This is a genomic window from Rhodococcoides kyotonense, assembly GCF_900188125.1.
Lineage (GTDB): Bacteria > Actinomycetota > Actinomycetes > Mycobacteriales > Mycobacteriaceae > Rhodococcoides > Rhodococcoides kyotonense.
In genome coordinates this window covers 47,857-60,967 of sequence record NZ_FZOW01000002.1, presented here as the reverse complement: position 1 = coordinate 60,967, position 13,111 = coordinate 47,857, and the positions used below count along the sequence as shown (strand labels likewise).

Here is a 13,111-nt window from a genome sequence, read left to right as displayed (position 1 = left end):
CATTATGCGCCTCCGGCGACCGTGCTCGCATAGCCTGTGTTGGCGCTAGCTGTGCGAACACGGGCACCGAAGACGCATATCGCCAGCGCACAGGCCAGCGACGCCGAGACCGTCACGTACGACGCCAGCTGAAACCCCTCCAACGACGCCGCTTTCATCGCGTACACCAGATCGGCCTTCTGAGTCGCGAAGATCGAACTGGTCGGAGCCTTCACGATCTCGATGACGCTGACGACGGTCTCCCGGGCGAAGGCTTTCTGATACGGCTCCATGAGTGCGTCCGGAATCGCGTCGATCTTCGGCGTGACCCTAGCGGTATAGATGGATGCGACGATGGACCCGAGCACCGCCACACCGAGCGTCCCGCCGACTTCACGCGTGGTGTCGTTGACGGCAGACCCTGCGCCGGCCTCGTCGAGCGATACCGACGACATGATCGACTCGGTGGCCGGACCCTGCACGATCGCCAACCCGAGGCCCATCAGCACCATCGAGATCAACACCGGCCCCAGATAGGGTGTTTCGACCTTCACCTGCCCCGCGATGAACATGCCTACGCTCATCACGACGAGTCCGGTCGCGATCACCGGAGTGCTTCCGATCCAACGTGCAATCAGGGTGGCCATCGGCGCGCCGATCGCAATCGACACCGCGAACGGCAGCGAATGAATCCCGAATTGCAGTGGGCTGAGTTCCATGACGCCCTGGAAGTACTGCGTGATCATGAACAAGAAGCCGAACATGCTGAAGTACGCGACGGCAATTGCCAACGCCGGCAAGGAGAACTGCCGGATTCGGAACAGTCTCATGTCGAGGACCGGGGACGGAGTGCGCAGCTCCCACCACACGAACGCGCCGAGGCACAGGAGCCCGATCGCGTATGCCCCGAGACTGACGGCCGACAGCCAACCCTGGTGCGGCGCCTCGATGATCGCCCACACCAGAACGGTGATGCCGACGAGCGACAGACCGATCCCCACCGGGTCGTACTTCCCGACGTGCGCCGCCTTGGATTCCGGCACGAACACCAACGCGGCCACGAGCACCACGACGGCAATCGGGACGTTGATCCAGAACACCGAATGCCACGAGAAGTGTTCGAGCAGAAAGCCTCCCGCTGTCGGCCCGATCGCAATCGCGAACCCTGCCATCGCTGTCCATGCGGCGATCGCCAGAGCTCGTTCACGCGCGTCGGAGAATATGTTGATGATCAGCGCCAGCGTTGCCGGAAACACCGCTGCCGCACAGACACCCATCGCTGCCCGTGCGGCGACGACCTGCCCGAGGTCCGCAGCGACTGCCCCACCGATCGACATCACCGCGATGCCTGCGAGTCCGATCGTCATGACGCGGCGGCGACCGTACCGATCACCCAGATGCCCGAACGCGAGGAGCAGACCGGCAAACGTCAACGTGTACGCGTCGACGACCCATTGCAGGCCACTGATGCTCGCGCGCATCTCGAGACCCATCGACGGCAGCGCGACGTTGACGACGGTGTTGTCGAGGACCACCAGCAATTCGGCGGCGCAGATGACGGCGAGCGCGAGATATCGATGTCGAGCGTCGAGCGATCGAGACATGGGATTCCCTTCGACTATGACGGCGTGCATAGTGGAAAGTATCCGTAACCGAGAGTTATAGCAACAGCTCAGTCGCTCAGCTCGATCTCGACCCATCGCAGAAGCTCGACTTCCACGCGATCCAACGCACGGGTGTCCCGCTGTGCTTTCGCAACGATCAAGGCGCCCTCGACTGCCGCGATGGACGTCGTCGCCAGACCACGCGCTCGCTCTCGGTCCATACCGTGCTGCCACAGGGCTGCGGCGATCGTGTCCTCCCAGAACCCGAATGCCTCCCCCGCTGCGGCAACAGCACCCGGGGCATTGACCCCGTCGAGGGCAGCCGGTGCGACCGGGCAGCCGGCGACGAAGTCGGTGGCCGTCAGCTCGTTCCTGAATCCGTCGATCAACGCACGCAGCGTCACCGCTGGGCCGTTCTCGGCCAACCCCGCCGAGATCATCGACCCCATCAGCACGCCTGCGGTGCGCGTCGCCTCCTCCACCAACTGCGGTTTCCCTCGCGGAAAGTGGTGGTAGATCGACCCACGAGGTGCACCTGCAAGTTCGACGACGTCCACCAACGACGTCGCCTCCACGCCTCGCTCGCGAAACAACTGGGCCGCGCTGCGCAGCATGTCGTCGCGCGTCGACTTCCTGGCCACCGAGCCTCCTACATCCATCGTTGACGTAACCGCCGGTAACGCTTATGGTCGACGGAAACTATGTCGTACAGCATAGATCGAAAGGCATCATGATGAACGACGGCCCGCACGGACTCGGCTCCCCTCTCGCCCTCGCCTGCGGACAGGTCCTCCCCAACCGCCTGATGAAGGCGGCACTCAGCGAAGGCCTCGGGTCCACGTCGCATGCGCCGGACGATCGACTGACCCGCCTCTACACCCGCTGGGGTGCCGGCGGCTACGGCTTGGTGATCACCGGCAACGTCATGGTCGACCGAACACATCTGGGTGAGCCCGGCAACGTCGTCATCGAGGACGACCGCGACCTCGACGCATTGTCGACCTGGGCGAAATCCACGAAGGACGGCGGCGCTCCGATCTGGATGCAACTCAACCACCCCGGGCGTCAGGCGAATCCCCTTGCTACTCGGGCCAAACCCGTCGCACCGTCCGCAGTGGCGTCCGGCGTGCCGGGACTGCCCGCACCGCGTGCGTTGACGGAGAGCGAGATCCTGGAGATCGTCGACAGATTCGCCACGGCGGCGTCGGTCGCCGAATCCGCCGGATTCGACGGCGTGCAGATCCACGGCGCACACGGCTACCTCGTCTCTCAGTTCTTATCCCCTCTGTCCAATCGGCGAGACGACAGATGGGGTGGAGATCTCGACGGCAGAATGCGATTCCTCATCGAGGTCGTGCGCGCGATCCGCGGCGCAGTCTCGCCTGGATTCGCCGTCGGCATCAAGCTCAATTCGGCCGACTTCCAACGCGGCGGTTTCAGCGAAGCCGAGTCTCGCGACACCGTCGAACATCTCGCGGGTGAGCACATCGACCTCATCGAAATCAGTGGCGGCAGTTACGAATCGCCTGCCATGATGGGACGCGCTACCGTCGCCGCCAGCACCGCGGCACGCGAGGCGTACTTCCTCGAGTACGCGCGTGAGGTTCGCTTCGCCGCAGGCGATGTCCCCCTCGCGGTCACCGGCGGATTCCGCACTCGTCAGGCAATGAATCTTGCTGTCCTGCAGGGAGAGTGCGACGTCGTCGGACTCGGGCGCCCCACCACCGTGATGCCCGACGCCGCCCAGCAGCTGATCGACTCCGACGTCGACCGCCTCGATTCTCCTCGCATCACACTCGGGCTGCCCGGCGCACTGGCGACGCTCCCCGCGCTCAAAGCACTCGACGGCGCCCTCGACCTCCAATGGCATACGGACCAACTGCACATCCTCGGCGGCGGCGGTGAGCCGGATCCGAAGCGGAAGGCCTGGCGCACCGCGGTGACGATGATCGAACGCAACGGTATCGACGCATTCCGGAGCCGGCGGGGCTGACGCTCGTCAGCTCGCCATCTCGCCCGACGCAACCAACCGATCCAACGCGCGTTCGGCGACGGCAGCGATGGTCATCGATGGATTGCACGCGGCGGAGTTTCCCGGCATCAACGCACCGTCCAGCACGTAGAGCCCCTGCTGGCCCAACACCCGCCCTTCGAGATCGCACACCGATCCCATGTTTGCGCCACCCAACGGGTGCCACGTCGATGGGACAAGCGCATTGGTGTCGACAAGGGTTCCCGTCGGTCCCGCGATCCGTGTGGTCGCGGGACCGATGCGCGACGTCTGCAGTACGTGGTCGCCCTCGTGCGGCCACTGCAGGACGGCGTCGTCGATCGCCGAGTCGTAGACGAATCGGCCTCTGCCGGAACTGACTCCGTATCCGACCATCGTCGTGCTCCGGGCATCGATCGAGTTCGCGCCCACTGTCAACGGCGGAAACGACGCCTGGATGACGGTGTACGCCGAGTGCGGATCGTCCCAGTCGAGGCTGCCGTAGACGACCGGGCCACCCTGCCCTGAACCGAACCCGTTGGCGACGTCGGCCCAGACGTAGATCCGGTCGGCGTTCGTGCCCCAGCCCGCGCCCAGTTCGTCGGGCATGTCGGGAATTCGGCCTGCAGCGGACGCACGCATCAAGAGCTTGGTGGTGTTGGCGCTGCCCGCAGCCATGACGAGGGCACCGGTGGTGAGGATCTTGTTCTCGACCACCCGTCCGGTCTCGTCGGTGCGGTAGACGTACACCGTCCACCGTCCGTCGGGTGCGCGTTCGACGTCGCGTACCTCGTGCAGCGTCTCGACTTTCGCCGAACCCGTTGCCTCCGCTGCCGCGATGTAGGTGACGTCGACCGAGTGTTTACCGCCGTTGTTGACGCCGAGTGCACCGTCGCCGTTCGTGTACGACGGCGCCATCTCACCCCGTAGCTCCGCCAGCGCGTAATTCCAGTCGATCGGCATCGGGATCTTCGACACGGGGAAGCCCTCGCGAGCGGCATTGCGCGCAAAGATACGTGCGACCTCGTAGTTGGGGCTGTCGATCAACTCGTCCGGCGCCGTGGCGAGTTGGAGCATGCGAGCGACCCGCGGATAGTGGACGCGGTTCATCAGCGACCAGTCGAGTTCCTGCGGGAAGTTCGCATCGAAGACATGCTGGGCCGGTTGTAGCGTCATGCCCTGATACACGAGCGACCCACCGCCGACGCCTGCCGCGCACACCGCCGTCATGTTGTCCCCGACGACCGCTTCCAGCAATCCGACGTACGGCTCGAACGCCACCGGAGTTCCGAACAGTTGGGGATTCGATCGGTGCCACAGTATCCGCTTGTCCGGATTCGTGGCGTGCGGAAACGTGTCGGCATTCGGGCCTGTCGGCCACCGTCTTCCGCGTTCCAGCACCGTCACCGGAACACCCGCCTCGGCCAGCCGCAGGGCCGTCACTCCCCCGCCGAAACCGGAGCCCACCACGACGACTCGATGCTCTTCACGCGTCAGCGGGATGCGTTGAACTCTCGGCCCGGCATGGGCGAGTGGCCGGGAGACGGCAACCGCACCCACCGCCGCCGCGGCACCGAGGAGAAAGGAACGCCTGTTCGGACCGGTCAAGATGTACCCCCACACATCGAATGTGGGGTTCAAACTAGACAGTCGAGGCTGAAAGTGTCAAGATCTGCGGCGTCGCCGCCCGTGCGCGCAAAGTTGGGCTCTACTGCAACTTTCCGCGCACGGGCGCGAAGCGCATCAGCGCAGGCTCCAGCCACCGACGCAGGAATTCGCGCAGATTCTCGTCGGTACGCACGGTGTCGCTGTCGAACGAGATCACCGAAAGACCGAAGCGCACGACGAGTTCGACGACGTCGTCGAGGTCGTTGCGTTGCAGGAGATTCCGCTCGATCATCGGTTCGAACAGTTGTCGCGCAACAGGTTTCGCACGCGCGATCATGCCGGCGTCGAACACGGGGTTTCCATGCTCGGCGACGAGCAACGCCGCCAACACCGGGTGGGTACGCACGGCGGTTCGTCCCGCAACGATGACCTCGGCGATGTAGTCGAACGCCGTGTCCGCAGATTCGACACTCTTCTGGATCCCGCCGAGCACCTCGAGTGTCAACCCCGCCATTGCCTGCGACACCACTTCTTCACGTGATCCGAAGATGGAGTACACCGTCTGCCGGGAAACCCCGGCCGCAGTGGCGACCGCTGCGACGTTGACCCCCTCGAACCCGTTCGCCTCGATCAAGCGCAACGTGGCGTTCAGGATCTTCTGACGTGACCGCATGCCCACCATTATGTATGCAGACGACCTGCCAGGTGCTCGTGTAGATGGTCGACGGCAGCTCGCACCCTCCTGGGAACCTGTGCCGCAGCAGAATACACGGCGTGAATGTCCGCCGCAGGTGTCTCGACGTCGGGCAACAGTTGGACGAGTGTGCCGTCGTCGAGCATGGGCCCTACGTGCCACAGCGACCGCATGAGCACTCCGCGGCCCTCGACGCACCACTGCGTCGCGATGTCCCCGTCGTTGCTGATCATGTTGCCCGCGACGCGGATCGCCGAGTCGCCGACCTCGGATCCGAACCGCCACAGCGCGAAATCTCCCTCGTCCTGACGGAGCACGATGCAGTTGTGGTCGCGCAGATCGGCGATCACCGCGGGAGCCGAATGTGTGTCCAGATACCGCGGCGACGCGACGACGACACGCCGATTGCGGCACAACAGCTTTGCCGTCAGACGCGAATCCTGGAGCACGCCTACCCGTATCGCGATGTCGAACGGTGCCGCCGACAGATTGGGTGGTGCGGCGGACAGCTCGACGTCCACCTCGACGCGCGGGTGTGCGGCGACGAAGTCGGCCATGAGCGGCGCGATGTGCGCTCGCCCCAGACCGACCGACGAGTGGATCAACAGCTTGCCCCGCAGTTCTGCGTAGTGACCGCTGACCGATTCCTCGAGCTCGGCCAGTTCGCCGACGATGACCGCGACGCCTGCTGCATACCGCTCGCCCTCCGGAGTCAACGTCGACCGTCGGGTGCTGCGCTGCACGAGCCGGACTCCGAGACGCGCTTCCAGCTGCGAGAGCCGTTTGCTCACCGAGGACACCGACATCCCCAGCGCACGCCCGGCCTCGGTCAGGCTGGCCGAACGCGCGACGACGTCGAAGAACTCGAGATCGTCGAACTGCGTCATACCAGGCCTTCTTTCCATTTCGGAAAAGCAGTGTTGCCGTCGGGTGGCTTTCGCCTGAGCTTATTGCGCAATACGGTAGTAATACCAGTCGAACATCGATCGAATCGGAGCATCCATGGGCGCCACGCACCGCATTGCCGTCATCCCGGGCGACGGAATCGGCAAGGAAGTCGTTCCCGAAGGCCTTGCCGTGCTGGAAGCGGCTGCGTCGGCGTTCGACTTCTCGATCGACTACGAGGAGTTCGACTACGCCAGTGCCGATTACTACACCGCGACCGGGCAGATGCTGCCCGACGGGTGGTTCGAACAACTGAACACGTTCGACGCCATCTTCTTCGGTGCCGTCGGGTGGCCCGACGTCGTTCCCGACCATGTCTCGCTGTGGGGCAGCCTGCTGCAGTTCCGCAGGCACTTCGATCAGTACGTCAACCTCCGGCCCGTCAAGCTGATGCCGGGGGTGACGAGTCCACTCGCCGGCCGTGTGCCCGGTGACGTCGACTTCTACGTCGTCCGCGAGAACACCGAGGGCGAGTACTCGAGCATCGGCGGCAAGATGTTCGAGGGCACCGACCGCGAGACCGTCATCCAGGAAACCGTGATGACACGCACCGGCGTCGACCGAATTCTGAAGTACGCGTTCGACCTTGCGCAGAAGCGGCCCGCCAAACATCTGACGTCGGCGACGAAGAGCAACGGCATCTCGATCACCATGCCGTACTGGGACGAGCGCGTCGAAGCCATGGCGACCGGGTACGACGATGTGCGCGTGGACAAGTACCACATCGACATCCTGACGGCGAACTTCGTCATGCACCCCGACTGGTTCGACGTCGTCGTCGCCAGCAACCTGTTCGGCGACATCCTGTCGGACCTCGGACCCGCGTGCACCGGCACCATCGGTATCGCGCCGAGCGCCAACATCAACCCGGAACGGACGTTCCCCAGCCTGTTCGAACCCGTGCACGGTTCCGCACCGGACATCGCGGGCAAGGGCGTCGCGAACCCCGTGGGTCAGATCTGGAGTGCGTCGCTGATGCTCGAGCACCTCGGCGAGGCCGAGGCAGGCGCGGCGATCTTGACTGCCGTCGAAACAGTTCTGGCACAGGGCGGAAGCTCACTGACACCCGATATGGGGGGCACCGGAACGACGTCGTCCCTCGGGTCTGCAGTCCGCGACGAGCTGATTCGGGCGACCTCGTAATGGCACATGTGCTGATCACCACCGACTACCTCGTGCCCGGCGACGACGTGGACCGCATGTTCACCGGGCGCGGCCACACGACGGAACACAGCCCCGCCAGCGGATCCCGGCCCGCGGGCGAGTTGGCGTCGCTTCTCGCGAAAGCCGACGCCGCACTCGTCGCCGGGGAGCCCATCACCGCCGAGATGATCACGGGCGCTTCGCAGTTGGCGGTCATCGCACGCAGCGGAGTCGGATACGACTCGGTCGACATCGAGGCAGCGCACGCCCACGGTGTCGTCGTCTGCAACACACCCGGAGCCAACAGCAACGCCGTCGCCGAATTGGCCTTGATGCTGATGCTGATGTGTGCGCGTCGCGTCGGAGAGACGACGACGGCTGTCGCTCGAGGACAGTGGCCACGACATGACACGTTCGAATTGCGCGGCGCGACACTGGGAATCGTCGGATTCGGGCCGAGCGCACGCCGCTTGGCCGAGCTGGCAGCGGCTTTCGGGATGTCCGTCGTCGTCACGACCGGCTACCCGGATTCCACACGCGACGTGCGTTACGCCGAACTCGACGTCCTTCTCGCCGACTCCGATTTCGTGTCGTTGCATGCACGAGCGACACGCGAGAATGCCGGGCTCATCGGGCAGCGCGAGCTCGCGCTCATGAAACCGACTGCGTCGCTGATCAATACGGCCCGCGGATCGCTCGTCGACGAGAAGGCTCTGGCGACGGCGCTGCGCCGCGGCGAGCTGGCTGGAGCAGGGCTCGACGTCTTCGCCGTGGAACCGCTTCCTGCAGACAGCCCACTGCGTTCGCTGCCGAGCGTCGTGACGATGTCACACCTCGGAGGACAGACCGCTCAGGCTCGCGTGGCCGCGAGTCGGGCTGCGGCAGAGGACATTCTGCGGGTGCTGGATGGCGAAGCCCCTGCGTTTCGTGTGTCTTCATGACATTTGCCATGTCTCGACACTGACTCCGTCAACGAAGCCGATGACGGCGTGCACTGTTGTCCATGCTCTCGAAACGCGAGTGTTGTAGTCACACGAGAACAACACCGAAGAGAGCAGGAGAAACAGATGAGGAACTCGACGAAATTCGCACTGACCACTCTGGCTGCCGCTGCGATGTTCGGAACCGCAGGAGCCGTCGGCACCTCCGCCGCGTCGGCGGACACGCTCCACGAACTGGACCCGAGGACCGGAACCGGCGCGCATTGCATGGTCGTCGACGATCACGGCACCGAGCTGCTGCTGTTCACTCCCAACGACTGCAGCGTGGCCGAGCGCGACATCGCCGCCGAGGAACGTCGGGAGGAGCGCCGCGAGGAGCGTCGCGACGAGCAGCAGAACGCACAGGACGCCTCGCGCGCCGCAGTCACCGAGCGAACAGGCTAGCCCGCCACGACCCTGCGCAGTTCTGCGCACGTCGTTCGATAGATTTCGGCCAGATCGGCGTCCTCACCGGCGTCGATACGGGTCGCCCAGTCGTCGAACGCGATGCGCAGGGTCGTCCCAGCGCCCTCGACCAGCAACCGTGCGAACGAAAATGACTTCACGCCTGCGAGTTTCGACGCCACCGCGTCGGTCAAGCGGCAGAGCGTCGTCGCGTCGACGGCGATCGCCGTGGCGCGCAGATGAGCGTCACCGATGATGAGACGCCGCGTCCTGAGAACGCGACTGCGTACGTCGTCTGATGCTTCGACGAGCCGCACCGACGCACGTTCGTAGATCGCTTCGATGCCGGCGAGGTCGATCTTCTCGGGCGCGGTGGACACCAGCCACTCGTCGATCTCGGCCTCGATGTCGACGTCGGACGCGAGGATCGATTCCTCTTTCGTCGGAAACTGACGGAAGAACGTACTGGGTGAGACGCCCGCTCTACGCGCGATCTCGTCGACCGTCGTCGCTGCAACGCCCTTCTCCTCGAACAAGTCGAGCGCCGCGCGGGTGATCTCGAGCCGAGTTTCCAGTCGACGACGTTCCCTGAGGTCAGGCGTTGAACCGGTCATCACATCTCCCTTCGTCTCGGGCCAAGATACCAGTCGATTTCAAGTTGACAGTCACTGTCAGTTTGAATCAAACTGTCCGCACACGCTGACACTGTTGCAAGGGACCTATTACCGAGATGGATACACACGCGATCGACGCTGCGCCGGATCAGCAGTCCGCCGGACCGCTGTCACCCGCAAGCAAACTACTCATCGGCGTACTGGTCGTCGCCTCGTTCGTCATGATCCTGAACGAGACGATCATGAGCGTCGCGCTGCCACGCCTGATGGTGGACCTGAACATCACCGCCTCCACCGCACAGTGGTTGACCACCGGGTTCATGCTGACCATGGCCGTCGTCATCCCGGTGACGGGATTCCTGTTCCAGCGGTTCACGCTGCGTCAGGTCTTCGTCGCCGCCATGACTCTGTTCAGCGTCGGAACGCTTCTCGCCGCGTCGGCGCCCGGCTTCGAACTTCTCCTGGTCGGACGCGTCGTTCAGGCCAGCGGCACCGCAGTGATGCTTCCGCTGCTGATGAACACCGTCCTCAACCTCGTTCCGGCAGAGAACCGCGGAAAGATGATGGGCGTCATTTCCATCGTCATCGCCGTCGCACCTGCCATCGGACCGACGATCTCCGGAATCATTCTCGACGCGCTCGACTGGCGCTGGATGTTCTGGCTGGTCCTCCCGATCGCACTCGTCGCGTTCGGCGTCGGATCCGCGTTGGTCAAGAACGTCACGCCGACCCGAAAAGCAACGTTCGACGCGTTCTCGGTCGTGCTGTCGGCACTCGCGTTCGGCGGGCTCATCTACGGCCTCAGCAGCATCGGCCATTCCGCAGAGGAATCGTCTGTGCCGGTGTGGATTCCACTCGTCGTCGGAGTCGTCGCCCTCGTGATGTTCGTTCTCCGTCAGATCAAGCGTCAGGCATCCGGTCAGGCGTTGCTCGACCTGCGGCCGTTCGCCACACCGACGTTCAGCATCGGACTCGGCATGCTGGCGATCAGCATGATGGCGCTGTTCGGCGCGCTGATCCTGTTGCCGCTGTATCTGCAGAACATTCGCGGTCTCGACACGCTGACCACCGGCCTCATGTTGCTTCCGGGTGGCTTGCTGATGGGTGTGCTCGCGCCGTTCGTCGGGCGGGCGTTCGACCGCATCGGACCACGCCCGCTCGTCATCCCCGGCATCATCGTCGTCAGCGCTGCGTTGTGGCTGATGACGATGCTCGACGCGCAATCACCACTGCCGATGGTCGTCGCCATCCACTGCCTGATGACCGCAGGACTCGCGACGGTCATGACGCCGATGATGACGTCGTCGCTGGGTTCGCTTCCGGCCGAACTGTATTCACACGGCAGCGCGATCTTCAACACCCTCCAGCAGGTAGCGGGTGCGGCCGGAACGGCACTGTTCGTGACCGTGATGACGACGACCACCACGTCGCGCATCTCCTCGGGCACAGCGGAACTCGCGGCGAACGAAGCCGGAATCCACACCGCGTTCCTGTGTGGTGGCGTCGTGTCTCTGGTCGCCGTGGCGGCGTCGTTCTTCGTGCGAAGGGCGGCTACGCCGCACGTGCACGGAAATCCATAGTGCCTGTGGTCGTTCCGCAGGCTCCACTCCGAGCCGCTATGCATTTCCGTGCACATGGGGCTATGCCCCCTGCGTGTGCCGAGCCCGGATCGTCGCCAAAGCCGTGAGGCCGACGGCGGCGAGTGTCATGACGAAGAAGGCGGGCGACAGGATGTTGCCCGTCTTCTCCACGAGCCAGACCGCCACGAACGGCGCCGTACCGCCGGCGATGATGACGCCGAGATTCCAGCCCATCGCGACGCCCGTGTAGCGGGAAGGCTTGTCGAAGAACTGCGGCAGGATCGTGTACGCGCCGACCTGCGCCGCCGCACTGTTCAGCATGATCACGACGAACGCGATCGTGGCGACGACGAGACCCATGTGCATCAGACCCATCATCGGGTAGGTCAACACGATGAAGCCGATGAAACCGATGGCCATCAGACGAACCGTGCCGATGCGGTCGCCGAGCCTGCCCGCAAGAGGCATGGCCAGTGCGGCGATACCGATCGCCATCGTCGCCACCCAGAACACCGACGTCGACTCGTAGCCGAGTTGCTTCGTCAGGTGAATCGCCATGTAGGTCAGTCCGATGTACGCCGTGCCGTTCACCGCGGCACTCAGCGCGGTCGCCTGAGCAAGTGCGCGCGGCTGGCGCAGGAACACCGAATTCACCGGTGAACTCTTCTCCGCCTTGGTCTCGGTCACCTCGTGCGTCTCCTCGACGCGGGTGCGCACCCACAGGCAGAACAGCGTCAGCGGCAACGCGAGCAGGAACGGCACACGCCAGCCCCAGCTGTCCATCTGCACATCCGTCGTCAGCGCCGACACGATGCCGGCGACGGCGGCAGCCAGTGCGAAACCACCCGTCGAGCCCATCGGCGTGAATGCGCCGTACGTCGCCTTCAGATGCGACGGTGCCGACTCGGAGATGAACGTCGCCGAACCACCGACTTCACCGCCGGCCGAGAACCCCTGCAGCAGACGCACGATCACCAACATCACCGTCGCCCAGACGCCGATCTGCGCAGGCGTCGGGAGCAGTCCCATCGCGGTACTTCCGACGCCCATGCACACGAGCGTGGCCATCAGCGCCTTCTTGCGTCCGAGTCGGTCCCCGATGTGGCCGAACACGATGCCGCCGAGAGGCCGCACCAGATACGCCGTTCCGAACACGGCCAAAGCCGAGAGCAACGACGTCACAGGGTGCTCGCTCGGGAAGTACAGCGGTGCGATGACGACGGCCAGGTAGCCGTACAGGCTGAAGTCGTAGTACTCGATCAGTGTTCCGACGCCACCCGCAAGAGCTGCACGACGCGTTTTCTTGCGGTCTTCCGCGGTCCACGGCGCGGCGGGTGGAGCGGACGTGATGTCTGATGCGGTCATAGGGTGCGGCTCCTCGCGAATAATGTGACCTACGTCATGCAAGATAATGGATGTCGAACGATCGTTTGTCAATGGCTGAACATCGCGCCTGCTATCTGTAGTGCAACGACATCTCAATCGGAGTTCAGAACTGAACAATTGACAAACGATCGTTCTGATCACGACTATGGTGGCTACCGAAGCGTCAGAGCGTTGAGAGCTCGA

At 64.3% G+C, this 13,111-nt stretch carries 12 protein-coding genes; 5 read left to right on the top strand and 7 right to left on the bottom strand.

Going from position 1 to position 13,111, the window contains the following annotated elements:
• Window positions 1–2: 2 nt before the first annotated feature.
• Both CHB96_RS03120 and CHB96_RS03115 read right to left on the bottom strand, forming a co-directional pair.
• Window positions 3–1,583 (bottom strand): MFS transporter, encoded by a 1,581-nt coding sequence (locus CHB96_RS03120; protein WP_089243146.1) that lies wholly within the window; start codon window positions 1,581–1,583, stop codon window positions 3–5.
• Between the two features lie 68 nt (window positions 1,584–1,651).
• A complete protein-coding gene (locus CHB96_RS03115; RefSeq protein ID WP_245865191.1) occupies window positions 1,652–2,224 on the bottom strand; it encodes a TetR/AcrR family transcriptional regulator in 573 nt (190 codons plus the stop codon).
• A gap of 89 nt (window positions 2,225–2,313) precedes the next feature.
• Between CHB96_RS03115 and CHB96_RS03110 the strand changes: the two genes are divergently transcribed.
• The gene (locus CHB96_RS03110; RefSeq protein WP_089243814.1) at window positions 2,314–3,576 is read left to right on the top strand and encodes an oxidoreductase; all 1,263 of its coding nucleotides are present in this window, start codon (window positions 2,314–2,316) and stop codon (window positions 3,574–3,576) included.
• 6 nt (window positions 3,577–3,582) lie between these two features.
• Here CHB96_RS03110 and CHB96_RS03105 read toward each other — a convergent pair whose 3' ends face one another.
• The 3 genes from CHB96_RS03105 to CHB96_RS03095 form a co-directional block, all read right to left on the bottom strand.
• Window positions 3,583–5,181 (bottom strand): GMC oxidoreductase, encoded by a 1,599-nt coding sequence (locus CHB96_RS03105; RefSeq protein WP_089243812.1) that lies wholly within the window; start codon window positions 5,179–5,181, stop codon window positions 3,583–3,585.
• Between the two features lie 100 nt (window positions 5,182–5,281).
• A complete protein-coding gene (locus CHB96_RS03100) occupies window positions 5,282–5,854 on the bottom strand; it encodes a TetR/AcrR family transcriptional regulator (RefSeq protein WP_089243811.1) in 573 nt (190 codons plus the stop codon).
• Window positions 5,855–5,862: 8 nt separating this feature from the next.
• The gene (locus tag CHB96_RS03095) at window positions 5,863–6,762 is read right to left on the bottom strand and encodes a LysR family transcriptional regulator (RefSeq protein WP_089243145.1); all 900 of its coding nucleotides are present in this window, start codon (window positions 6,760–6,762) and stop codon (window positions 5,863–5,865) included.
• A 115-nt stretch (window positions 6,763–6,877) separates the two neighbouring features.
• Here CHB96_RS03095 and CHB96_RS03090 point away from each other — a divergent pair, with 115 nt between their 5' ends.
• The 3 genes from CHB96_RS03090 (at window position 6,878) to CHB96_RS03080 (ending at window position 9,348) form a co-directional block, all read left to right on the top strand.
• Window positions 6,878–7,963, top strand: coding sequence for a tartrate dehydrogenase (locus tag CHB96_RS03090; RefSeq protein WP_089243144.1), 1,086 nt, complete (start codon window positions 6,878–6,880; stop codon window positions 7,961–7,963).
• Window positions 7,963–8,904, top strand: coding sequence for an NAD(P)-dependent oxidoreductase (locus CHB96_RS03085; RefSeq protein WP_089243143.1), 942 nt, complete (start codon window positions 7,963–7,965; stop codon window positions 8,902–8,904). Before CHB96_RS03090 ends, CHB96_RS03085 begins: the two co-directional genes overlap by 1 nt.
• A 126-nt stretch (window positions 8,905–9,030) precedes the next feature.
• Window positions 9,031–9,348, top strand: a complete 318-nt coding sequence (locus CHB96_RS03080) for a hypothetical protein (RefSeq protein WP_089243142.1) — start codon at window positions 9,031–9,033, stop codon at window positions 9,346–9,348.
• Here the strand turns inward: CHB96_RS03080 and CHB96_RS03075 are convergent.
• Entirely contained in the window at window positions 9,345–9,962 is a 618-nt protein-coding gene (locus CHB96_RS03075) for a helix-turn-helix domain-containing protein (protein ID WP_089243141.1), read from the bottom strand. The two genes, CHB96_RS03080 and CHB96_RS03075, sit on opposite strands and share 4 nt — an antisense overlap.
• Window positions 9,963–10,078: 116 nt before the next feature.
• On the opposite strand from CHB96_RS03075, the gene CHB96_RS03070 reads away from it, so the two are divergent.
• Window positions 10,079–11,542, top strand: a complete 1,464-nt coding sequence (locus CHB96_RS03070; protein WP_089243140.1) for an MDR family MFS transporter — start codon at window positions 10,079–10,081, stop codon at window positions 11,540–11,542.
• A 60-nt stretch (window positions 11,543–11,602) separates the two neighbouring features.
• On the opposite strand, the gene CHB96_RS03065 is transcribed toward CHB96_RS03070, so the two are convergent.
• Window positions 11,603–12,907, bottom strand: a complete 1,305-nt coding sequence (locus tag CHB96_RS03065; protein WP_089243139.1) for an MFS transporter — start codon at window positions 12,905–12,907, stop codon at window positions 11,603–11,605.
• Window positions 12,908–13,111: the final 204 nt, after the last annotated feature.

Excerpts from the sequence above, each read along its gene's own strand:
- CHB96_RS03120 (WP_089243146.1), bottom strand. The coding sequence starts at position 1,583 with ATGTCTCGATCGCTCGACGCTCGACATCGATATCTCGCGCTCGCCGTC.
- CHB96_RS03110 (WP_089243814.1), top strand. The coding sequence starts at position 2,314 with ATGATGAACGACGGCCCGCACGGACTCGGCTCCCCTCTCGCCCTCGCC.
- CHB96_RS03100 (WP_089243811.1), bottom strand. The coding sequence starts at position 5,854 with ATGCGGTCACGTCAGAAGATCCTGAACGCCACGTTGCGCTTGATCGAG.
- CHB96_RS03095 (WP_089243145.1), bottom strand. The coding sequence starts at position 6,762 with ATGACGCAGTTCGACGATCTCGAGTTCTTCGACGTCGTCGCGCGTTCG.
- CHB96_RS03090 (WP_089243144.1), top strand. The coding sequence starts at position 6,878 with ATGGGCGCCACGCACCGCATTGCCGTCATCCCGGGCGACGGAATCGGC.
- CHB96_RS03085 (WP_089243143.1), top strand. The coding sequence starts at position 7,963 with ATGGCACATGTGCTGATCACCACCGACTACCTCGTGCCCGGCGACGAC.
- CHB96_RS03080 (WP_089243142.1), top strand. The coding sequence starts at position 9,031 with ATGAGGAACTCGACGAAATTCGCACTGACCACTCTGGCTGCCGCTGCG.
- CHB96_RS03075 (WP_089243141.1), bottom strand. The coding sequence starts at position 9,962 with ATGACCGGTTCAACGCCTGACCTCAGGGAACGTCGTCGACTGGAAACT.
- CHB96_RS03070 (WP_089243140.1), top strand. The coding sequence starts at position 10,079 with ATGGATACACACGCGATCGACGCTGCGCCGGATCAGCAGTCCGCCGGA.
- CHB96_RS03065 (WP_089243139.1), bottom strand. The coding sequence starts at position 12,907 with ATGACCGCATCAGACATCACGTCCGCTCCACCCGCCGCGCCGTGGACC.